The sequence below is a fragment of the Streptomyces sp. NPDC107454 genome, from assembly GCF_055582885.1.
This window is the reverse complement of sequence record NZ_JBVJPA010000013.1, coordinates 219048-240298: the sequence shown is the minus strand read 5'-3', so window position 1 is coordinate 240298 and position 21251 is coordinate 219048. Positions and strand designations below refer to the sequence as shown.

The 21251-nt window shown below is 70.7% G+C and carries 19 protein-coding genes and 1 riboswitch; of the genes, 13 read left to right on the top strand and 6 right to left on the bottom strand.

The window, feature by feature from the left end; genetic code table 11:
* Positions 1-105 precede the first annotated feature (105 nt).
* Positions 106-1092, top strand: a complete 987-nt coding sequence (locus ACZ69M_RS32110) for a carbohydrate-binding protein (protein ID WP_470055326.1) — start codon at positions 106-108, stop codon at positions 1090-1092.
* An 18-nt stretch (positions 1093-1110) separates the two neighbouring features.
* Here the strand turns inward: ACZ69M_RS32110 and ACZ69M_RS32105 are convergent, their stop codons facing one another.
* From ACZ69M_RS32105 to ACZ69M_RS32095, 3 genes are all read right to left on the bottom strand, one after another.
* The gene (locus ACZ69M_RS32105; RefSeq protein WP_470055324.1) at positions 1111-2040 is read right to left on the bottom strand and encodes a 1-phosphofructokinase family hexose kinase; all 930 of its coding nucleotides are present in this window, start codon (positions 2038-2040) and stop codon (positions 1111-1113) included.
* 147 nt (positions 2041-2187) lie between these two features.
* Positions 2188-3399 (bottom strand): N-acetylglucosamine-6-phosphate deacetylase, encoded by a 1212-nt coding sequence (nagA, locus tag ACZ69M_RS32100; RefSeq protein ID WP_470055320.1) that lies wholly within the window; start codon positions 3397-3399, stop codon positions 2188-2190.
* Positions 3399-4343 carry an ROK family protein gene (locus ACZ69M_RS32095; RefSeq protein WP_470055318.1) on the bottom strand — a complete coding sequence of 315 codons (945 nt, stop codon included), beginning with the start codon at positions 4341-4343 and terminating at the stop codon, positions 3399-3401. The genes nagA and ACZ69M_RS32095 overlap by 1 nt, the downstream gene beginning before the upstream one ends.
* 149 nt (positions 4344-4492) lie before the next feature.
* On the opposite strand from ACZ69M_RS32095, the gene ACZ69M_RS32090 reads away from it, so the two are divergent.
* The 3 genes from ACZ69M_RS32090 to otsB all read left to right on the top strand — a co-directional run bounded on the left by ACZ69M_RS32090 (position 4493) and on the right by otsB (position 6962).
* Complete coding sequence (locus ACZ69M_RS32090; RefSeq protein WP_470055316.1) at positions 4493-5770, top strand: ABC transporter substrate-binding protein; 1278 nt, start codon at positions 4493-4495, stop codon at positions 5768-5770.
* A 34-nt stretch (positions 5771-5804) separates the two neighbouring features.
* Entirely contained in the window at positions 5805-6032 is a 228-nt protein-coding gene (locus tag ACZ69M_RS32085) for a DUF3263 domain-containing protein (RefSeq protein WP_067371767.1), read from the top strand.
* Between the two features lie 63 nt (positions 6033-6095).
* Positions 6096-6962, top strand: a complete 867-nt coding sequence (gene otsB, locus ACZ69M_RS32080) for a trehalose-phosphatase (RefSeq protein WP_470055315.1) — start codon at positions 6096-6098, stop codon at positions 6960-6962.
* Between the two features lie 65 nt (positions 6963-7027).
* On the opposite strand, the gene ACZ69M_RS32075 is transcribed toward otsB, so the two are convergent.
* Together ACZ69M_RS32075 and ACZ69M_RS32070 are read right to left on the bottom strand one after the other, a co-directional pair.
* Positions 7028-8416 (bottom strand): alpha,alpha-trehalose-phosphate synthase (UDP-forming), encoded by a 1389-nt coding sequence (locus ACZ69M_RS32075; RefSeq protein WP_470055313.1) that lies wholly within the window; start codon positions 8414-8416, stop codon positions 7028-7030.
* 111 nt (positions 8417-8527) lie between these two features.
* Positions 8528-9472 carry a glucosyl-3-phosphoglycerate synthase gene (locus ACZ69M_RS32070; protein ID WP_470055311.1) on the bottom strand — a complete coding sequence of 315 codons (945 nt, stop codon included), beginning with the start codon at positions 9470-9472 and terminating at the stop codon, positions 8528-8530.
* Positions 9473-9659: 187 nt separating this feature from the next.
* Positions 9660-9806: riboswitch (SAM riboswitch) on the top strand.
* Positions 9807-9823: 17 nt separating this feature from the next.
* Between ACZ69M_RS32070 and thrC the strand changes: the two genes are divergently transcribed.
* From thrC to ACZ69M_RS32035, 7 genes are all read left to right on the top strand, one after another.
* Complete coding sequence (gene thrC / locus ACZ69M_RS32065; protein WP_470055309.1) at positions 9824-11152, top strand: threonine synthase; 1329 nt, start codon at positions 9824-9826, stop codon at positions 11150-11152.
* Positions 11153-11241: 89 nt separating this feature from the next.
* Positions 11242-11517: a MoaD/ThiS family protein gene (locus ACZ69M_RS32060; protein WP_075027028.1), complete on the top strand. Its 276-nt coding sequence runs from the start codon at positions 11242-11244 to the stop codon at positions 11515-11517.
* Between the two features lie 460 nt (positions 11518-11977).
* Complete coding sequence (locus tag ACZ69M_RS32055; RefSeq protein WP_019057200.1) at positions 11978-12184, top strand: cold-shock protein; 207 nt, start codon at positions 11978-11980, stop codon at positions 12182-12184.
* A 365-nt stretch (positions 12185-12549) separates the two neighbouring features.
* Positions 12550-14172, top strand: a complete 1623-nt coding sequence (gene groL / locus ACZ69M_RS32050; protein ID WP_075027029.1) for a chaperonin GroEL — start codon at positions 12550-12552, stop codon at positions 14170-14172.
* Between the two features lie 190 nt (positions 14173-14362).
* The gene (locus ACZ69M_RS32045) at positions 14363-15487 is read left to right on the top strand and encodes an NADH:flavin oxidoreductase (RefSeq protein ID WP_470055307.1); all 1125 of its coding nucleotides are present in this window, start codon (positions 14363-14365) and stop codon (positions 15485-15487) included.
* Between the two features lie 70 nt (positions 15488-15557).
* On the top strand, positions 15558-16439 hold the full coding sequence (locus ACZ69M_RS32040) for a metallophosphoesterase family protein (protein WP_470055305.1): 882 nt from the start codon (positions 15558-15560) through the stop codon (positions 16437-16439).
* Between the two features lie 41 nt (positions 16440-16480).
* Positions 16481-18031, top strand: a complete 1551-nt coding sequence (locus ACZ69M_RS32035; protein WP_470055303.1) for a carboxylesterase/lipase family protein — start codon at positions 16481-16483, stop codon at positions 18029-18031.
* A 28-nt stretch (positions 18032-18059) separates the two neighbouring features.
* On the opposite strand, the gene ACZ69M_RS32030 is transcribed toward ACZ69M_RS32035, so the two are convergent.
* Positions 18060-19049 (bottom strand): NAD(P)-dependent oxidoreductase, encoded by a 990-nt coding sequence (locus tag ACZ69M_RS32030; protein ID WP_470055301.1) that lies wholly within the window; start codon positions 19047-19049, stop codon positions 18060-18062.
* Positions 19050-19108: 59 nt separating this feature from the next.
* Between ACZ69M_RS32030 and ACZ69M_RS32025 the strand changes: the two genes are divergently transcribed.
* Both ACZ69M_RS32025 and ACZ69M_RS32020 read left to right on the top strand, forming a co-directional pair.
* On the top strand, positions 19109-19459 hold the full coding sequence (locus ACZ69M_RS32025; protein ID WP_470055299.1) for a MerR family transcriptional regulator: 351 nt from the start codon (positions 19109-19111) through the stop codon (positions 19457-19459).
* Positions 19460-19703: 244 nt separating this feature from the next.
* Entirely contained in the window at positions 19704-21245 is a 1542-nt protein-coding gene (locus ACZ69M_RS32020; RefSeq protein WP_470055297.1) for a subtype B tannase, read from the top strand.
* Positions 21246-21251: the final 6 nt, after the last annotated feature.

The following is a 21251-nucleotide window of genomic DNA, read 5'->3' as shown; positions in this document are numbered from 1 at the left end:
TGGGTTGATGCGGTGAAGCCCACCCGTTTGGCCCCCTGGGAGCGGGTAGGCTCGCCATTCATCCATGTACCGCATCTGAACCGCACCTGTTGAGGAGACCAAGGGATGACGCCCGGCAACAACGGCGCGAGCACGCCCGAGGACGACGACCCGTTCGGCTATCTGTACGCCGACGGTCAGGCCAACGGCGCCACTCCGCCCAGCGGAGGCGGCGGCTACGGCTACCCCGGCTCGGTCAACCGGGTGCGGGCGGTCGGCGAGCGCCAGTACGGACAGCAGCAGCCCGGTTACGGCCAGCAGGCTCCGACCGCGCAGTACGGCCAGCAGACCGCCCCGACCGCACCGTACGGCCAGGTGCCGCAGCAGGGCGCCTACGGCCAGCCGAACGCGCACTACGCGGCGCCCGAGACGGTCCCCGGCGGGGCCCCGACCGGCCGGCAGTCGTCCGGAGGCGGCGGCGGTCGTGGCCGGGGACCGAACACCAAGGGTCTGCTGATCGGCGCCATCGCCGTGGTCGCCGCCGTCGTCATCGGCATCGGCGTCGCCATGATGAACGGCAACGGGAACGACAGCAGCAAGGTCACGACGGGCGGCTCGACGCCGTCGACCTCCGAGAGCGCCTCCCCGAGCGCGTCGGCCCCGCAGTCGGCGGCCGCCGGTGAGCTTCCGAAGATCGACGCGAAGGCGCTGAACCTGGGGACGGGCGTCTCGACGGCGTCGGACGTCGCGGGCGCCAAGTCCGACGGCGGCACGTACGTGACCGGCCTCAACGCTGCCGGAGCCCAGGTCACCTGGACCGTCAACGGCATCCCCAAGGACGGTGCGTACACCCTCTTCGCCCGCTACAGCGCGGCCGGTGCCGACGGATCCATGACGCTCACCGTCAACGGCAAGGTGTTCGGCTCCAAGCTGCGCATGGACAACTTCGCGCACGCCGCCGACGGTGACTTCGCGAAGGGCTGGACGAAGACCTACGCGTATCCCACCCTCACCAAGGGCACCAACACGATCACCATCTCCTGCGGGGACGGCGACAGCTGCAACGTCCTCCTCGACCAGCTGTCGCTGAAGGAAGGCCAGGTCAAGTCGTAGTCGCCGGAGCCACGGCGGTCAGGCCGCTGTGGCGTCCGCTGCGACCGTGATCTGGTCGAGCAGGCTGTCGTACGCCTGGCGGTCGAACTCGCCCGCCACAGGCGCCAGTACGGTCGCCGCGGACAGGGCGACGGCCCGGGCGAGGCGTTCCGGCCACGGCAGGCGCTCCACCAGTCCCGACAGCAGGCCCGCTACCGCCGAGTCACCCGCGCCGGTCGGATTGCCGTGGACACGGCGCGGTGGGGTGGCGCGCCAGAGGCCGTCCGGGGTGTGGGCGAACAGGCCCTGGGCCCCCAGTGAGGCCACGACGGCGTGCGCGCCGCGCCTGCGGGCGTCCCAGGTCGCCTGCAACGGCTCGTGGGAGCCGGTGAGTTCGGCCAGCTCCTCGGCGTTCGGCTTGACGATGTCGGGACGGGCGGCGACGCCCCGGCGCAGGGGTTCGCCGCTGGTGTCCAGGAGGACCGGGACGGCCGCCGCACGGGCCGCGCGGATCAGCCCCGCGTACGCGCCCACCGGCACCCCCGGCGGCAGGCTGCCGCACAGGGCCACCGCCGACGCGGAGCGCAGCAGCACCTCGTAGGCCTCCTGGAAGGCCGCCCACTCGGCAGGGGCGATCTCCGGTCCTGGTTCGTTGAGCTGAGTCGAGTCACCCGTCGTCGTGTCGACCACGGCTATCGTGCGGCGCGTCGTCCCCCCGACCGGGATCAGCGCGTCCACCACCCCAGGTGTGTCCGCGAGTTGGTCCCGCAGGGCGCGGCCCGTCACGCCGCCCGCGAAGCCCGTGACCGTCACCTCGTGGCCGAGGGCGGCGAGCACCCGGGCCACGTTCAGGCCCTTGCCGCCGGGGCGTTCGGTCACCTCGGTCACCCGGTGCGCGGTGTGCGGGCGCAGGGACCGTACGCGATAGGTGATGTCGAGAGCGGTGTTCGGTGTGACCGTGAGGATCACCTGGACCGACCTCCCCCGATGAATGCGCTGACCGACAGTGACGAGTTCCGGAGAATCCGGAGGCTCGATCATGCCAAAGACAACGGCGGTCGGCCCAGTCCCGGGACGACCGCCGTACGTCACATCGCGCTCCAACCGGAGGGCGAATCAGCCCAGTTGTGGGTCAACCACCCATTCGCCCCGGCGCATCACGCCCTTGAGGGCGAACTCCGCGTCCAGGACCACCAGGTCGGCGTCCTTGCCCGGTTCCAGCGAGCCCACCCTGTCGTACAGGCCGAGCAGGCGGGCCGGGTTGGCGGACAGGGCCGCGACGATGTCCTCGACCGGCAGCCGGTCGACGGTCACCGCCCGCTGGAAGGCGCGGTCGAGGGTGAGCGTGGAGCCCGCGATCGAGCCGCCCTCCACCAGCCGGGCGACCCCCTCGCTGACCTCGACCTCCAGCGGGCCGAGCCGGTAGCGGCCGTCACCGAAGCCCGCCGCGTCCATGGCGTCCGTGATGAACGCCACCCGGTCCGCGCCCGCGTGATGGAACGCCAGCTGGAGCGCGGCGGGGTGGAGGTGGGTGCCGTCGTTGATCAGCTCGACGGTGATCCGCTCGTCCTCCAGGAGGGCGGCGATCGGGCCGGGCGTGCGGTGTCCGAGCGTGGGCATGGCGTTGAACAGGTGCGTGGCGACGGTCGCGCCCGCGTCGATGGCCTCCACCGTCTGCTCGTACGTCGCGTCCGTGTGCCCGATCGCCGCGATCACCCCGTGCTCGGCCAGCAGGCGTACGGAGTCGATGCCGCCCGGCAGTTCGGTGGCGAGGGTGACCATGCTGGCCCGGCCGCGCGCCGCGTCGATCAGCTTGCGGACCTCGGCCGGGTCCGGGTCGCGCAGCAGTTCCTCGGAGTGCGCGCCCTTGCGGCACGGCGAGATGAACGGGCCCTCGAAGTGGATGCCCGCGATGTCGCCCTGCTCGGCCAGCTCGGAGAGCAGCCCGGCGCGCTGGGCGAGGCCGTCCATGTCGCCGGTCACGGTCGAGGCGACGAGGGTGGTGGTGCCGTGCAGCCGGTGGGTGTGGACGCCCTGGAGGACCTCCTCGACGGTCCCGGAGGTGAAGGAGGCACCGCCGCCGCCGTGGTTGTGGAGGTCCACGAAGCCGGGTACCAGCGTGAGCCCGGTGACGTCGATGACCTGGGCGTTCTCGGGGGCGGCACCGGCGATTCGGGTGCCGTCGACGATCACTCGGCCGTTGTCCACGATTCCGGTCGGCAGCACGACTCTTGCTCCGGCGAGCACCGTGGTGCGACCGCCTGCCGCGGGCTGCGGGTGCGTCGTGGCTGGTCGCGCAGTTCCCCGCGCCCCTGAGGGGGTTGCCATTAGGGCGTTACCTCCGTGCGGTCGGTTGTGGTGAGGAGATCCCAGGCCAGCAGGCCCGCGCCCAGGCAGCCGGCGGTGTCCCCGAGGGCCGCGGGGACGAGGGAGGGCAGTTTCTGGAAGGTGACACGCCGCTCGACGGCGGCCCGTAGCGGTGTGAACAAGGTTTCCCCCGCCTCGGCGAGACCGCCACCGATGATCAGCGTGCGCGGATCCAGCAGGGTGAGCGCGGTGACGAGCCCGTCGGCGAGCGCGTCGATGGCGTCCTGCCAGACCTCCCGCGCTCGCGCGTCCCCGGACTCGACGGCCTTCGCGCAGTCGGCGGCGTCGGCCGCCGGGTCCCCGCAGGCCTCGGCCCAGGCCTGGCTGACGGCGGCGGCGGACGCGTACCGCTCCAGACAGCCGTGCTGCCCGCACGGACACGGGGTCCCGCCGGGGCGTACGACGACATGGCCGATCTCGCCCGCGAAACCGTGCGCGCCCGCCTCGACGCCGCCGTCGATGCCGATCGCGCCCGCGATGCCGGTGCCGAGGGGGACGAACAGGAAACGGTCGGCCCCCTGCCCCGCGCCGATCCGGCCCTCCGCGAGCCCGCCGGTGCGCACGTCGTGTCCGAGCGCCACCGGCACCCCGCCCAGCCGGTCGCCGAGCAGCCGGCGCATCGGGACGTCACGCCAGCCCAGGTTGGCCGAGTACACCGCCACGCCCCGGCCGGCGTCGACGATGCCGGGGACGGCGACTCCGGCGGCCGCCGCGGACTCGCCGAGGTGCTGCTCGCCGTACGCGCGCAGCTCGGCCGCGAAGTCGAGGATCGCGTCGACCACGGCGTCCGGACCGCGCTGGCGGCCGGTGGCGCGACGGGCCTGGTGGAGGAGCTCGCCCTCCGGCCCGACCAGGGCGGCCTTCATCCCGGTGCCGCCCACATCGAGGGCGATGACATGTCTCACGGGGACAGTGTCGCCCCTTACCCCAGGAGAGGTCTAGTCCACTCGCGTGGTGTAGACCTTGTATCCGCATTCCGAGACGGATGCAACGGACGCAGAAGCAAAGACGGGCAGCCTCGGGACAGGGGCGGCCGGGGGTTGGGAGAAGTGCGGTGCAGCGGCGTAGGACAGGACGTAGGACGGTACTGATCGCGGCGGCGTCCGCGCTGGGCATGACGGCGACCCTCGCGGGCTGCGGCGGCTCGGCCGGTTCCGGGGACGTGACCCTCAGACTCGTGGCCGCCGACTACGGGGACTCCAAGGCCAACAGCTCCCAGAAGTACTGGGACGAGCTCGTGAAGGCCTACGAGGCCGACCACCCCGGGACCAGGGTCGAGGTCACCGTCTACCCGTGGACGGACGTCGACCGCAAGGTCAAGGAGATGGTGGCGCGGGGCGACGCCCCCGACATGGCGCAGATCGGCGCGTATGCCGACTACGCCGACAAGGGCGACCTGTACAGGGCCGAAGAGGTGCTCTCCATACCCGTCCAGGCCGACTTCGTCGCGCAGCTCACCGATGCGGGGAAGATGAACCGGGTGCAGTACGGCATGCCGTTCGCCGCCTCCACCCGGGTGCTCTTCTACAACAAGAAGCTGTTCGCCGCCGCGGGTCTCAGCGCGCCGACGACGTGGAGCGAGCTGGCCGCCGACGCGCGGGCGCTGAAGGCCCGGGGGGTGAAGATCCCGTACGCGCTGCCCCTCGGTCCCGAGGAGGCGCAGGCCGAGACCATGCAGTGGCTGCTGAGCGGCGGCGACGGCTACACCGACGACGTCGGCACCTACAGCCTCGACTCCGCGCAGAACGTCGCCACCCTCACCTGGCTCAAGGACGACCTGGTCGGCAAGGGGCTGACCGGACCGGTCGCGCCCGCGAAGCTCAATCGTGCGGACGCCTTCGCGGCGTTCGCGCGCGGCGAGGTCGGGATGCTCAACGGGCACCCCACGCTGATGAAGATGGCCGCCGACAAGGGCGTGACGTTCGGGATGGTGCCGATGCCCGGCGTCCGCGGGAAGACCCGGGCCGCGATGGGTGTCGCCGACTGGATGATGGCCTTCAAGAAGAACGGCCACCGGGATCAGATCGGTACGTTCCTCGACTACGTCTACAGCGAGAAGAACGTGCTCGCCTTCTCGCACAAGTACGACCTGCTGCCGGTCACGACGTCCGCGTCCGAGGCGATGGCGGCGGACAGCGACGACGCGGACCTCGCCCCGTTCCTGAACGAGCTCCCCTCCTCCCAGCTCTATCCGGTCGGCAAGACGTCCTGGGCCGCTGTCAGCGCCGACATCAAGAAGCAGATCGGCAAGGCGGTCTCCCCGGACGGCAGCCCGGCCGGGATCCTCGGCTCGCTCCAGCAGACGGCGACCACGATGGACTCCGCGGGGTAGCTCCGCTGTCGGTGGTGGGCGCTACGGTGCGGTCATGGACGAACTGAGCGGGAGGGAGCGGGGGATCCTCGCCATGGAGCGCCGTTCCTTCGCGGGGCCCGGCGCGAAGGAACGAGCGATACGCGAGCAACTCGGCCTCGCCCCCGTCCGCTACTACCAGCTCCTCAACGCCCTCCTCGACGACCCCCGCGCCCTCGCCCACGACCCGATCACGGTCAACCGCCTCCGCCGCATCCGGGACACCCGCCGCGCGGAACGCTGACACCGCCCGGTGTGACTCGGTGAGCCGTGGGTGCGCCCGGGAGCGCGCCGATAGGGTCGGAGCATGGGCAGCCACTCGGAAGACCCGGAATCCCCGGACGTCACGGAACCCTTGCCGACACCCGTGACCCCCGCCGGACGCGACGGCCTCGACGCCATCCTCACCCGGCCCGACCGGGCCGTCATCGCGCTCGACTTCGACGGAACACTCGCCCCCATCGTCGCCGACCCGGAGCAGGCCCGCGCCCACCCCGACGCGGTCCCCGCCCTCGCGGCCCTCGCCCCGAAGGTCGCCTCCGTCGCCGTCGTCACCGGCCGCCCGGCCGGCGTGGCGGTCCGCCACGGCGGCTTCGCGGGTGTCCCGGGCCTCGACCACCTCGTCGTCCTCGGCCACTACGGCGCCGAACGCTGGGACGCCCGCACCGGCACCGTCAACGCCCCCGCCCCGCACCCCGGTGTCGCCGCCGTCCGCGCCGAGCTGCCCGGGGTCCTCGACGGGATCGGCGCCTGGCACGGCACCTGGATCGAGGAGAAGGGCCGCGCGGTCGCCGTCCACACCCGCCGCGCCGAGGACCCCCGGGCCGCGTTCGAGGCACTGCGCGAACCCCTCACCGACCTCGCCACCCGCCACGGCCTGATCGTCGAACCCGGTCGGATGGTCCTCGAACTCCGTCCCCCGGGCATGGACAAGGGCGTCGCCCTCCTGGAGTACGTCCGCGAGGTCCACGCCGAGGCCGTCATGTACGCCGGCGACGACCTGGGCGACCTCCCCGCCTTCGCCGCCGTCGACAAACTCCGCTCGGACGGCGTCCCGGGCCTGCTGGTGTGCAGCGGCAGCGCGGAAGTCACCGAACTGGCCGAACGAGCGGATCTCGTCGTCGACGGCCCCGCGGGAGTCGTACACCTGCTGAAAGCACTGGCGGCGCACTAGCGCCCCGTAGGGGCGCGAGGAACTGCGCGACCGGCCCCCGCACCCGCAGCCGGCGAACTCCCGACTCAGCCCTCCAACTCCCGCAACTGGTCGAGAAACCACTGCGCCGGAGGCAACGCCGTCCCGGCGGCAGCCAACCGCTTCGTACGTTCCGCCCGTTCCCCCGCCGGCATGGTCAGCGCCGCGTCCAGCGCCCGCGCGGTGCTGACCACGTCGTAGGGGTTCACCACCACCGCGTCCTCGCCCAGCTCCTCGTACGCCCCCGCCTCCCGGGAGAGCACCAGCACGCACCCCTCGTCGGAGACGACCGGCACCTCCTTGGCGACGAGGTTCATGCCGTCGCGGATGGGGTTGACGAGGGCGACGTCGGCGAGCCGGTAGGCGGCCAGGGAGCGGGCGAAGTCGTCCTTGACGTGGAGGACGACCGGGGTCCAACCCGGGGTCCCGTACTGGGAGTTGATCTCGGCCGCCACCCTCTGGACCTCGGCCGTGTAGTCGCGGTAGACGGCCAGGTCCTGACGGGAGGGGTAGGCGAAGGCCACGTGGACGACGCGCTCGCGCCACTCCGGGTGGTCCTCCAGCAGCTGCCGGTACGCCAGCAGGCCCCGCACGATGTTCTTCGACAGCTCGGTCCGGTCGACCCGCACGATCGTTCTGCGGCCCTCGCCGATCTGCTCGCGCAGCGCGGCCATACGGTCGGCGACGTCCGCCTCGTGCGAGCGCCTGCGCAGGAAGTCCGCGTCCGCGCCGAGCCCGTGCACGCCGATCCGGGTGTCGCCGAGCCCGCCGACGAGCGCGTCGCAGCAGGCGGTGAACGCGTCCGCCCAGCGCTGGGTGAGAAAGCCCAGCCGGTCCGCGCCGAGCATGCCGCGCAGCACCTGTTCGGCGATGTCGTCGGGCAGCATCCGGAAGTAGTCGACCGGCGCCCAGGGGGTGTGCGAGAAGTGGCCGATCCGCAGGTCGGGGCGGAGCTCGCGGAGCATCCCGGGGACGAGGGTCAGGTGGTAGTCCTGGACGATCACCACCGCGCCCCGCGCGGCCTCCGCGGCCAGCGCTTCGGCGAACGCGCGGTTGTACGCCTCGTACGACGCCCACTGGCGCCGGAACTCCGCGTCGAAGACCGGCTCCAGCGGGGTCTGGTACAGCATGTGGTGGACGAACCAGAGCACGGAGTTCGCGATGCCGTTGTACGCGTCCGCGTGCACGTCGGCGTCGATGTCCAGCATCCGTACGCCGTCCTCGGCGACCCCGCGCCGGACCGCCTCGCGGTCGCCGTCGCCGAGCGCCGAGCACACCCACAGGGCCCCCGCGTCCGGACTGATCGCGGAGAGGCCCGAGACCAGCCCGCCGCCACCGCGCCTGGCGCGCAGCGAGCCGTCCTCCTGGACCTCGTAGGTGACCGGGCCGCGGTTGGAGGCGACGAGGATGTCGTGGGCGCCTTGCGTTGAAGCCATGCCTCGAAACTTAGCCCCGGGTGGAAACGCTCAAACGTTCCCTTCAGCCGTATGCCGTCCGCGGGCCGGTGGGGGCTTGTCGCGCAGCCCCGCGCCCCTGACGGGGCGCTTCTACGCCGCCCTTCGTTTCTGGTATTCGGAGATTTCGACCATCGGCGGACGTTCCTCCGTGTCCACCGAGTACGTGCGCGGCTCGAAACCGTCCCCGCCCCGTTCGAACTGGGTGAGGGCCGGGCGGATCAGGTGGCCGCGGGCCAGCCGGAGCTGGGCCGTGCGGTAGATCGCGGCGGACATCCGGCCCAGCGCCTGCCCGTCCTGGTGGCGGTGCTTGCGCACGCCCACGTCGACCTGGGCGAGCGCGTCAAGGCCCACCAGGTGCAGAGCGTCGACCAGCATGCCGAGCTCGATCCCGTACCCGACGGGGAACGGGAGCTGTTCGAGCAGCGAGCGGCGGGCCGCGTACTCCCCGCCGAGCGGCTGCACGAAGCCGGCCAGCTGCGGCCAGTGCATGTTGAGGAGGGGGCGGGCCATGAGTTCGGTGACCCGGCCGCCCTGCCCCGCCGCGCCGCCGAGCGGACGGTCGTACATCGCCTTGACGAGGTCCACACCGGGCTCGGTGAGCAGCGGCCCCACGATCCCGGAGACGAAGTCCGAGGAGAACTCCCTCAGGTCCGCGTCGATGAAACAGATGATGTCGCCGCTCGTCACGAGGAGGGAACGCCACAGCACCTCGCCCTTGCCGGGCACGGCCGGGATGCGCGGCAGGATCTCGTCCCGGTGCACCACGCGCGCGCCCGCCGCGGCGGCCACCTGCGAGGTGCGGTCGGTCGAGCCCGAGTCGACGACGACGATCTCGTCGACGAGGGGCACCTGCTGCATCAGGTCGTGGCGGATGACGGCGACGATCTCGCCGACCGTCTCCTCCTCGTTCAGCGCGGGCAGGACGACGCTCACCGAGGAGCCCGTGGCCCGTTTGGCGGACATGAGTCTGTGGAGCGGGCGATCGGCCACGGACCAGGAGCGATTGCTCAGCCAGCGCTCAGTTTCCTTCAGCACGGTCTGCGGCTCCTCACTGTCTGATCACCCGGTGTCTCACGGTGTGATCCATCTCGCGGTTCGGACGACTATCTCAACTGTCCTGGCCTTCGGTTACAGTCTTGAACAACGCGGATGACCATCGCATGTCGTAGATCATCTGCGGACCATCGCTCCACACGCACCACCGCACGACACAACCGAATACCGCTCATCCAGAGGGGCAGAGGGATACGGCCCGATGAAGCCCCGGCAACCCTCCAGCTGGTCCAGTCACATTGATGTGGCGAGGCTCCCGGCTCGGGAAGGTGCCAAATCCGTCTCACGGCGAAGTGCGCTGTGAGGAAGATGAGGAGAAAGGGCCTCGCCTCCATGGCTGCGCAGACTGTTGCAGATTCGACTGTTGCAAGCACCACGAACCCTGTCGCGGGCGACACCACCACCGTAGTCGGTGTGGATCTCGGACCCGCCGCCGCGCTTTCCTGCCGCGAGTGCGGTCACCGCGTGCCGCTCGGCCCGGTGTTCGCCTGCGAGGAGTGTTTCGGCCCGCTGGAGATCGCGTACGACTTCTCGGCCTACGAAACCGAAGAACTCCGGGCGCGCATCGAAGCGGGCCCCGCGAACATCTGGCGCTACGCGCCGCTGCTGCCCGTCCCGGCCGACGTCGCCGACAAGCCGAACATCAACCCCGGCTGGACCAAGCTCGTCAAGGCCGACAACCTCGCCCGCGAGCTGGGCGTCGAGGCCGGCAAGCTCTTCGTCAAGGACGACTCCGGCAACCCGACGCACTCCTTCAAGGACCGCGTCGTCGCCCAGGCCATCGAGGCCGCCCGCGCGTTCGACTTCACCACTCTCTCCTGCTCTTCCACGGGCAACCTCGCCGGCGCCGTCGGTGCCGCCGCCGCCCGCGCCGGCTTCCGCTCCTGCGTGTTCATCCCGCACGACCTGGAGCAGGGCAAGATCGTCATGGCCGCGATCTACGGCGGCGAGCTCGTCGGCATCGAGGGCAACTACGACGACGTGAACCGCTTCTGCTCCGAGCTGATCGGCGACCCGGCCGGCGAGGGCTGGGGATTCGTCAACGTCAACCTGCGGCCGTACTACGCGGAGGGCTCCAAGACCCTGGCGTACGAGATCTGTGAGCAGCTGGGGTGGCAGCTCCCCGACCAGCTGGTGATCCCCATCGCCTCCGGCTCCCAGCTCACGAAGATCGACAAGGGTCTTCAGGAGCTGATCAAGCTCGGACTGGTCGAGGACAAGCCGTACAAGATCTTCGGTGCCCAGGCCGAGGGGTGCTCGCCGGTGTCCGTCGCCTACAAGGCGGGCCACGACGTCGTACGGCCCCAGAAGCCGAACACCATCGCCAAGTCGCTCGCCATCGGCAACCCGGCCGACGGGCCGTACGTGCTGGACATCGCGCGGCGCACGGGCGGGGCCGTGGAGGACGTGAACGACGAGCAGGTCGTCGACGCGATCAAGCTGCTCGCGCGGACGGAGGGCATCTTCGCGGAGACCGCCGGTGGTGTGACGGTGGGCGTGACGAAGAAGCTGATCGAGAGCGGGCTGCTGGACCCGACGCTGACCACCGTCGTGCTGAACACCGGTGATGGTCTGAAGACGCTGGATGCGGTGGCCGGTACGGGGCTCACCGCGACGATTCGCCCCAGCCTCGAGTCCTTCCGGGAAGCTGGGCTCGCGTAAGCGTCGTTGTTCGTCTGCGGGCCGGTGGGGGCTGGTCGCGCAGTTCCCCGCGCCCCCCAAAAGCCCTTACCCGACCGGAGGTCACAAGAATGAGCGTTTCCGTCCGCATCCCCACCATCCTGCGCACCTACACCGGTGGTCAGGCCGAGGTGACGGCCGAGGGTGGGACCCTCGGTGAGGTCATCGCGGATCTGGAGAAGAACCACACGGGTATCGCCGCGCGCGTCCTGGACGACCAGGGCAAGCTGCGCCGGTTCGTCAACGTCTATGTGAACGACGACGACGTCCGCTTCGAGCAGGGTCTGGAGACGGCGACGCCGGACGGCGCGGGCGTCTCGATCATTCCCGCCGTCGCCGGCGGCTGACCGCCTCGCGAGCCGTTACCCAGGGTGAGATAGTTACCCTTGGTAATGCCAATTACCGAGAGTTCATCGAATTGCCCCCTCCGTGAGAGAAGCGGAGGGGGCAATTCTGCATGGTTGAGCGCGGTACAGTTGGGGAAGCCGCTCCACTTTGCATGCCGGGCGCATATGAGTTCGCGCCCGAAGTCCGGCAAGAAGTAGCCAAAATGCCCCGTGCTTTTGAGCCTTATATGGCTTTTATGGGGCCCGACTTGCCCTGAATCTTCGCAAATTCTCCCCATATTCCCGATCGGTCGTGCCCGGAATTCTCGTCCGATTGACCTGTTGCAGACGGCAGTTGGACAGATACATTCAGCCGCGGTCGACGCGTTCCGGCGCACACCCCCAACCGTTGGGGGGTGAGGTCTGACCCGGGTCCGCGAAGTGCGGTCCTGTGCAAGGGCCAGTAATAGGGGAGTTAGGCATGGCTCAGGGCACCGTCAAGTGGTTCAACGCGGAGAAGGGGTACGGCTTCATCGCGGTCGACGGTGGTGCGGATGTATTCGTCCACTACAGCGCGATTCAGATGGACGGCTACCGCACCCTGGAAGAGGGTCAGCGGGTCGATTTCGAGATCTCGCAGGGCCAGAAAGGGCCGCAGGCGGACATGGTCCGACTCGCGACCAGCTGAAGCACGCGCCGACTGACTGTTCGACGTGACGAAGGGCTCGTATCCCCTGGGGTACGAGCCCTTCGGCCTGCCCGCACGCGGCCGTGGACCCGCTCGACACCGCCGTGGGCCCGCTCGCGCACCGGCGCGACGCGCGGGTTGCGCGCCCCTTCTCACCTGCGGATCAAGGGAAGGCGCTTGCACTCGGCAGGGGCGAGTGCTAATCATTGGCGTTAGCACTCTGAAGGTGAGAGTGATAACGAAGGACCGGGTCGGTGAGGCCCGCAGGCCAGGTGGTGCAAGGAACCACGGGGCAGGCAGGCCGTCCGTCGCGGGCGCCAGCGCGGTCCGGAGCAATCCACCCCAGTCCGGGAGGACCACTTCACATGGCCAAGATCATCGCGTTCGACGAGGAGGCACGGCGCGGTCTCGAGCGCGGGATGAACCAGCTCGCCGACGCCGTCAAGGTCACCCTTGGCCCCAAGGGCCGCAACGTCGTCCTCGAGAAGAAGTGGGGCGCCCCCACGATCACCAACGATGGTGTTTCCATCGCCAAGGAGATCGAGCTCGAGGACCCGTACGAGAAGATCGGCGCCGAGCTGGTCAAGGAAGTCGCCAAGAAGACGGACGACGTCGCCGGTGACGGTACGACCACGGCGACCGTTCTCGCCCAGGCGCTCGTCCGCGAGGGCCTGCGCAACGTAGCCGCCGGTGCCAACCCGATGGCTCTCAAGCGCGGTATCGAGAAGGCCGTCGAGGCCGTCTCCGGTGCCCTCCTTGAGCAGGCCAAGGATGTCGAGACCAAGGAGCAGATCGCTTCCACGGCCTCCATCTCCGCCGCCGACACCCAGATCGGCGAGCTCATCGCCGAGGCGATGGACAAGGTCGGCAAGGAAGGCGTCATCACCGTCGAGGAGTCCCAGACCTTCGGTCTGGAGCTTGAGCTCACCGAGGGTATGCGCTTCGACAAGGGCTACATCTCGGCGTACTTCGCCACCGACATGGAGCGTATGGAGGCCGTCCTCGACGACCCGTACATCCTGATCGCCAACTCGAAGATCAGCAACGTCAAGGACCTGCTGCCGCTCCTCGAGAAGGTCATGCAGTCCGGCAAGCCGCTGCTGATCATCGCCGAGGACGTCGAGGGCGAGGCCCTGTCGACCCTGGTCGTCAACAAGATCCGTGGCACCTTCAAGTCCGTCGCCGTCAAGGCTCCGGGCTTCGGTGACCGCCGCAAGGCCATGCTCGGCGACATCGCCATCCTCACGGGCGGCGAGGTCATCTCCGAGGAGGTCGGCCTCAAGCTGGAGAACGCGGGTCTGGACCTGCTGGGCCGTGCCCGCAAGGTCGTCATCACCAAGGACGAGACCACGATCGTGGACGGCTCCGGCTCTGCCGACCAGGTCCAGGGCCGGGTCAACCAGATCCGTGCCGAGATCGAGAACTCCGACTCGGACTACGACCGCGAGAAGCTCCAGGAGCGCCTGGCGAAGCTGGCCGGCGGCGTGGCCGTCATCAAGGCCGGTGCCGCCACCGAGGTCGAGCTCAAGGAGCGCAAGCACCGCATCGAGGACGCCGTTCGCAACGCGAAGGCGGCCGTCGAGGAGGGCATCGTCGCCGGTGGTGGCGTGGCCCTCATCCAGGCCTCCTCGGTCTTCGAGAAGCTCGAGCTCTCGGGTGACGAGGCGACCGGCGCCAACGCCGTGCGGCTCGCCCTGGAGGCCCCGCTCAAGCAGATCGCCGTCAACGGTGGTCTCGAGGGTGGCGTCATCGTCGAGAAGGTGCGCAACCTGCCCGTCGGCCACGGCCTGAACGCCGCGACCGGTGAGTACGTCGACATGATCGCCGAGGGCATCATCGACCCGGCGAAGGTGACGCGCTCTGCCCTGCAGAACGCCGCCTCCATCGCCGCGCTGTTCCTGACCACCGAGGCCGTCATCGCCGACAAGCCGGAGAAGGCCGCCGCGGCCGCTCCGGGCGGCATGCCGGGCGGTGACATGGACTTCTGATCCTTCCGAGGACCGGTTTTCCTGCCGAGGGCGGTACCCCCTGGAAACAGGGGGTACCGCCCTCGGGCGTGTCCGGGGTCACAGGGCGAGGTGCCCGGCGGCCGGAATGACATGACCGGCCGGGGAGTTGTCGCTGACGCATGATCGATGCATACGCACATACCAACCGGTACCCGAGGAGCCCCCACACGTGTCTACGACTGCCCCCGCCTCCCGCGCGGCCGAGATCCTGTCCCGCCCTGTCTCGCTGAACGGCCTGACGGTCCCGAACCGGATCGCGATGGCACCGATGACCCGGCAGTTCTCCCCGGGCGGCGTCCCCGGTGAGGACGTGGCCGGGTACTACGCCCGCCGCGCCGCCGCGGGCGTGGGCCTCATCGTCACCGAGGGCACGTACGTCGGCCACGACTCGGCCGGGCAGAGCGACCGTGTGCCGCGCTTCCACGGCGAGGAGCAGCTCGCGGGCTGGGCGAAGGTCGCCGACGCCGTGCACGCGGCGGGCGGCACGATCGTTCCGCAGCTGTGGCACATCGGCATGGTGCGCGAGGCGGGACAGCCGCCGTTCGCGGACGCGCCGGCCGTCGGCCCGTCCGGCATCGGCTCCGCGGACGCCGAGGTCACCGGCAAGGCCATGACCCAGCAGGACCTGGACGACGTCGTCGAGGCGTTCGCCAAGGCCGCGGCCGACGCCGAGCGCATCGGCTTCGACGGAGTCGAGCTGCACGGCGCGCACGGCTACCTCATCGACCAGTTCCTGTGGTCGGGCACCAACCGCCGCACCGACACGTACGGCGGCGACCCCGTGGCCCGTACGAAGTTCGCGGCGGAGATCGCGGCCGCGGTCCGCGCCGCCGTGTCGCCCTCCTTCCCCGTCCTCTTCCGCTACTCCCAGTGGAAGCAGCAGGCGTACGACGCCCGGCTCGCCGAGACCCCGGAGGAGCTGGAGGCGATCCTGACCCCGCTGGCCGAGGCCGGTGTGGACGCCTTCCACGCCTCCACGCGCCGCTACTGGCTCCCCGAGTTCGACGGCTCCGACCTCAACCTCGCCGGCTGGACGAAGAAGCTGACGGGCAAGCCGGTCATCACCGTCGGCTCGGTCGGCCTCGACGGCGACTTCCTCAAGGGCTTCCAGGGCGAGGGTGCCCCGGTCAAGGGCATCGACGAACTCCTGGACCGCCTGGAGCGCGACGAGTTCGACATGGTCGCCATCGGCCGCGCGCTGCTCCAGGACCCGGAGTGGGCGGCGAAGGTGCTGGACGGGCGCTTCGACGAGCTGAAGGCGTACGACGCGGCGGCGCTGCGCACCCTCAGCTGAGCCTCTGGGACTCCCCCCGGCCAGGGCGGTGCCCTGGCCGGGGGGTCCCACTCCCGCTAGCGTTCGGCGCATGCGGATTCTGCATCTGTCGGACACCCACATCGACCGCACCGACGCCCCGAACCGCCACGGCGTCAACGCCACCGAGTCCCTGCGTCTGATGCTCAGCGAACTCCGCCACCAGCGGGACGTGGACGCCGTCGTCGTCAGCGGCGACCTCGCCGACGACGGGTCGCCCGAGGCGTACGCCGGTGTGCGCGGCCTGCTGGACGGGTTCGCCGTGCGCATGGACGCACCGGTCTTCTACAGCACCGGCAACCACGACGAGCGCCAGGCCTTCGCCAAGGTGCTGGGCAGCGGGCACGTGGCGCCGGACGGCACCGACCGTGCCGAGGCCGTCGTCCCGTCCGACGAGCGGGAGCGGGCGGCCGTGAGTCTGGTCGACGGCTACCGGTTCGTCACGCTCGACTCGCTGGTGCCGGGCAGGATTCACGGACACCTCGGCGGCGGGCAGCTGGACTGGCTCCGTGAAGTCCTGCGGACGCCGGCGCCGCACGGCACGGTCCTTGTCCTCCACCACCCTCCGATCACCCTCGACGTCGAGGTCCAGCGGGTGTTCGGGCTGCGCAATCCGGCGGACCTGGCCGACGCGATCCGCGGGACGGACGTCCGGGTCATCCTCTGCGGCCACTTCCACCTCCAGATCCTCGGCTTCCTGGAGTCGACGCCGGTGTGGGTCACCCCGGGCGTCGTCAACCGCATCGACCTCACCACCGCCGCCGGCACCGAACGTGCCGTACGCGGGGCGTCGGCGTCTCTCGTGGAACTGGACACCCCGGGCGGTCCGCTCTTCCACACCTTCCACGCACGCGATCCGCGGGCGCACGAGACCGTCTACGAACTGGACGGGGACCAGACGCGTTCCTTCCTCGAGGGATACGGCACCGGCTGACGACCGGTCTCCCGCACGCAGCCTTCAGCAAGGAGTCATCCATGACGACAGCCGCATCCCGACAGCCCGCCGCCGGGCCCGCCGAGCCCGTGGTGCGTACCGCCGCCGGTGCGGTACGCGGGCGGCGGGAGGACGGCCTGGCGGTCTTCCGGGGTGTCCCGTTCGCCGAACCTCCGGTGGGAGAGGCGCGGTTCGCCGCGCCGCGCCCCGCGCGGGCCTGGGACGGGACACGGGAGGCGTACTCCTTCGGGCCGCCGCCCCCGCAGGAGGCGGGAATCCAGGGCCGCACCGGTGTGCTGGACGCTCCGACGGGCGACGACTGGCTGACGGTGAACGTCTGGACGCCGGACCCGGACCCGGCCGCCCGCCGCCCGGTGATGGTGTGGATCTACGGCGGTGCCTACAAACTCGGTCACTCCGGCAGCCCCGGGTACGACGCCCGGCTCATCGCCCGCGAGGGTGACCTCGTCGTCGTCACCTTCAACTACCGCGTCGGCATCGAGGGATTCGTCCGGATCGAGGGGGCGCCCGCCAACCGGGGCCTGCTCGACCAGGTCGCCGCCCTGGAATGGGTGCGCGAGAACATCGCGGCCTTCGGCGGCGACCCCGGCCAGGTCACCGTCTTCGGGGAGTCGGCCGGTGCCGGTTCGATCGCCTCACTGCTGGCCATGCCGCGCGCGGCCGGGCTGTTCCGGCGGGCGATCGCGCAGTCCGTGCCGGGCACGTTCTTCTCGGACGAGCTGGCCCGGGACATCGCGGCCGCCCTCGCCGCCGAGGCGGGCCTGCGTCCGACGGCCGCCGACCTGACCACCGTCGACCCGCGTCAACTGACCGAGGCGGGGGCGGCGTTGGGCGCCAAGATGCGGACGTACGAGGAGAGGTGGGGGCCGGTGGTCCATACGCTGACGCCCTTCTCGCCGGTCGTCGACGGTGACGTACTGCCGACCACTCCCTGGCGGGCGCTGGCGTCCGGCACGGCCCGGGACGTGGAACTGATCGCCGGTCACAACCGGGAGGAGTACCGGCTGTTCGTCGGGCTCGGCGGGCAGCTCGGAAAGATCACGGAGGAGGCGGCGGCAGCCGCGCTGCGCAGGTTCGCGCCGGGCCCTGACGGCGAACGGGCCTACCGCGCCGCCTTCCCCGAGGCCTCGCCGGGAGAGTTGTACGAACGCGTCCAGACCGACTGGCTGTTCAGCATGCCCTCGCTCCACCTCGCCGAGGCGCAGATCGCCGGGGGTGGACGTGCGCACGTCTATGAGCTGACCTGGCCGGCCCCGGGCAACGGCGGCGTCCTGGGTGCCTGCCACGGCCTGGACATCCCGCTGCTGTTCGGCACGTTCGGCGCGGACCTCGGCATGCTGCTGTTCGACGGCGCCGAGCCCTCGCCGGAGGCCCAGGCGCTGTCGTCCCGCTTCCGGACGTCCTGGACCGCGTTCGCGGCGACGGGCGATCCGGGCTGGCCGGCCTTCGACGGTGAACGTCGGATGACGCAGGTGCTCGACACCGATCCGTCGGTCACCGGATACCCCGAGGAGACGTCGAGGCGGCTGTGGGAGGGGCACGGGTTTCCGGCCCTCCCGTTGGTCCGGTGACAGAGCCGGGCGGTTCTTCCGGGTCGGCTCAGTCCGCGTGGTCCTTGAGCTTTGCGGTGGCTCGGGGCTGGGGACTTGAGCGTCGGGGGGCTGGTCGGAGCCGGGTGCGCAGGACCGTGGCCAGGCGGGGAAGTCCGTCCGGTCCGTGGCCGGCGGCGACGGCCCGGTCGGCGGCGCCCTTCGCCGCGGTCAGCGCGCCCACCTCCAGGCCATGGGCGGTGGCCGCGTCGATCAGGTGGGCGATCGTCGTCGCCGCCGAGGCGATCGTGGAGCGCTCACCGGGGTAGTCGCCGGTGCGGAGCTGGCCGGCGAATCGCGGGATCATCTCGGACAGCAGACCGCTGATCCCGAGGGCGAACGGGGCGAGGTCGTCGGGTGCGATGCCCTCGGCCGAGGCGAGGGCGAAGGCGTGCGCGACGCCGTACACCGACGTGGTGAACAGGTCGAGGAGCGCCACCTCGTATGCCGCCGCCCGGCCGGGATCGGCACCGAGATACGTACCGGTGCCGCCCAAGGCGGCCATCGTGTCCCGTACCGCCTCGTGGACCTCGTGCGCCCCGCTGTAGAGGACGGCGGTGGCCGCCGTGCCGACGACCTGGGTCGGGGTGAGGATCGCGCCGTCCAGGTAGCGGATGCCGTGCGCGGTTGCCCAGTCCGCCATCGAGCGGGCTCGGGCCGGCTCCCCGCTGGTGAGGTTGGTGAGCAGGCGCCCCTCCCAGCGCGCCGGCGCGACCGGCTCCAGCACCGCTCGTACGGCGTCGTAGTCCCGCAGACAGGCGACGACCACCCGCCCGGCACCCACCGCGTCCGCCACCGACCCGGCGACGGCGGCACCCCGGCCGGGCAGGTCGCCGGCCCGGCCGGGGGTGCGGTTCCACACCGTCACCGGGTGACCTGCCGCCAGGAAGGCGCAGGCCAGGGCGCGGCCCATCGGGCCGAGGCCGAGGACGGTGACAGGGGCGGGCGGGGCGGACGGATCGGGGTACGGCCGGGTGGTGTCCTGTGTGGATGAGGTCATGCTTCGACGCTAGACATTCACGTTGACGTGAGAGTCAAGTCCCTGTTGGACTCGGCCTCATGAGGATTGGTGAGCTCTCACGGCGTACGGGTGCGAGCCCGCGGGCCCTGCGCTACTACGAGGAGCAGGGGCTGCTGACGCCGACCAGACTGCCGAGCGGATACCGGGAGTACGGCGAGCGGGACGTGACGACCGTGCGGCGCATCCGGGTCCTGCTCTCCGCCGGACTCGGCACGTCCGTCATCGCGGAGATCGTGCCCTGCGTCCAGGACGACACCGTCGTCCTGGCGGGCAAGTGCCCGGAGCTCCTCGAAGGACTCGCGCAGGAGCGCGGGCGGATCACGGCGACGATCGACGACCTGACCGCCGCGCGTGACATCCTCGACTCCCTCGTCGGCCGACCCCTCTAGCCACCCCTCTTCGGCCGGTTCGGCCGGATCGTCAGCCGGATCGAAATCGCGCCAAAATTGCTGACAATTTTGTGGGCGATTGGTTCGGTTTGCTGGTCGGCGCGGCAGGACGCCCGTGGTTGCGGCTGGCCAGGGCGGTGGCCGGATCCCGGTGCCGTCACGGGAGGCACAAAGGAACGCTTAAGGAACGGCTGTTGTCCTGGGGCCTCGTTGTTCGAACGAGCCGCGAAGACAGGAGACGGCAGTGAAGCGTAGGACAGTGGTCATGGGGCTCACCGCGGGTGCCGTGGTGCCGGCGGTCGGGTTCGCTTCAAGTGCGCGGGCGGCGAGCCGAACGTCAGCGGCGTCGTCCGCGGCGTCCACGGACTCCTCCCTGGTCTTCGATCCGGGCAGCTGCACGGAGTTGACCACCAGCATCACGGACACCACCGGCACCGCCCACGAGGTCGTCTACCACTTCTACAAAGTGGCCTCGTACGTGGCCGACCCGGTGGACGCCACCTATCAGTCCCTCAACGTCAGCGTTCCCGTGAGGATCGACGGGAGCGTCGTGGACGCGTCCGGCGCCCCCATCCTCTTCGCCAACCAGGTCGGCGGTTACATGCCCTCGTCCGTCGCGAACGCCACGGGCGTCGGCGCGGGCGGCGGGATGGGTCCAGGCGGCCCGGGCGGCCCCGCTCCCGCTGCCGACTCCGCCGCGAGCCGCCAGCAACTGGCGCTCGCCGCCGGGTACGTCGTCGTGGAGCCGGGCGCACGCGGGCGGTCGCTGGTCGACTCCAGCGGGACGTACTACGGCACCGCGCCCGCCGCCATCGTCGACCTCAAGGCCGCGGTGCGGTACGTGAAGTTCAACAAGGGGCGCATCCCGGGCAACGTGGACCGGATCGTCTCCTGCGGCACCAGCGCGGGCGGCGCGCTCTCCTCGCTGCTCGGCGCGTCCGGCGACAGTCCGGCCTACCACCCCTACCTGGAGGAGCTGGGCGCGGCCGACGCGAGCGACGCCATCTTCGCCACCGGTGCCTGGTGCCCGATCACCGACCTCGAACACGCCGACATGGCGTACGAGTGGAACTGGGGCGCCAACGCGCTGAGCAGCGGCTCGACCGTCGACCAGACCGTTTCCAAGGCGCTGGCCGGCGCGTACGGCGACCATCTCGCCTCCCTGCGGCTGACGGCGAAGGGCTTCGGCACCCTTACGGCGCGCAACCTCGACGAGTACCTGGTCAGGACCCACCTGGAGCCGTCGGCCACCCAGTACCTCGCGGCGCTGTCGGACGCGGATCGCGCGACCTATCTGGCCGCGAACCCGTTCATCACGTGGTCCGGCGGCAGGGCGGCCTTCTCCTGGGCCGATTTCCTCACCCATGTGGGCGCCCGCAAGAAGGACACCCCGGCGTTCGACGCCTTCGACCTGTCCGCCGGGGAGAACAACGAGTTCGGTACGGGGACCACCGCCAACCGGCACTTCACCCTCTACAGCCTGCGCCACGAGGAGGGCGCCAGTGCGCGCCTCGACGGTGACATCCCCGCGAAGCTCCATCTGATGAACCCGATGCACCACCTCGTGGACAAGGCCAACGAGAACCGGTCGAAGCACTGGTGGATCCGCCTCGGCACCAAGGACAGCGACACCGCGCTCACCGTCGCGAGCAACCTCGCCGCCCGCCTGAAGAACCTCGGCGACGACGTCGACACCTCGTACTACTGGGACGCCGGTCACGGCGCGGACAACGACCCGGGCGACTTCGTCAAGTGGATCGCGACGGTGTCGGGCCACAGGTCCTAGCCTGGA

Coding starts and splice junctions, on each gene's coding strand:
- groL (WP_075027029.1), top strand. CDS start 12,550: ATGGCCAAGATCATCGCGTTCGACGAGGAGGCACGGCGCGGTCTCGAG.
- ACZ69M_RS32055 (WP_019057200.1), top strand. CDS start 11,978: ATGGCTCAGGGCACCGTCAAGTGGTTCAACGCGGAGAAGGGGTACGGC.
- ACZ69M_RS32060 (WP_075027028.1), top strand. CDS start 11,242: ATGAGCGTTTCCGTCCGCATCCCCACCATCCTGCGCACCTACACCGGT.
- ACZ69M_RS32110 (WP_470055326.1), top strand. CDS start 106: ATGACGCCCGGCAACAACGGCGCGAGCACGCCCGAGGACGACGACCCG.
- ACZ69M_RS32040 (WP_470055305.1), top strand. CDS start 15,558: ATGCGGATTCTGCATCTGTCGGACACCCACATCGACCGCACCGACGCC.
- ACZ69M_RS32035 (WP_470055303.1), top strand. CDS start 16,481: ATGACGACAGCCGCATCCCGACAGCCCGCCGCCGGGCCCGCCGAGCCC.
- ACZ69M_RS32025 (WP_470055299.1), top strand. CDS start 19,109: ATGAGGATTGGTGAGCTCTCACGGCGTACGGGTGCGAGCCCGCGGGCC.
- ACZ69M_RS32030 (WP_470055301.1), bottom strand. CDS start 19,049: ATGACCTCATCCACACAGGACACCACCCGGCCGTACCCCGATCCGTCC.
- ACZ69M_RS32085 (WP_067371767.1), top strand. CDS start 5,805: ATGGACGAACTGAGCGGGAGGGAGCGGGGGATCCTCGCCATGGAGCGC.
- nagA (WP_470055320.1), bottom strand. CDS start 3,399: ATGGCAACCCCCTCAGGGGCGCGGGGAACTGCGCGACCAGCCACGACG.
- thrC (WP_470055309.1), top strand. CDS start 9,824: ATGGCTGCGCAGACTGTTGCAGATTCGACTGTTGCAAGCACCACGAAC.
- ACZ69M_RS32075 (WP_470055313.1), bottom strand. CDS start 8,416: ATGGCTTCAACGCAAGGCGCCCACGACATCCTCGTCGCCTCCAACCGC.
- otsB (WP_470055315.1), top strand. CDS start 6,096: ATGGGCAGCCACTCGGAAGACCCGGAATCCCCGGACGTCACGGAACCC.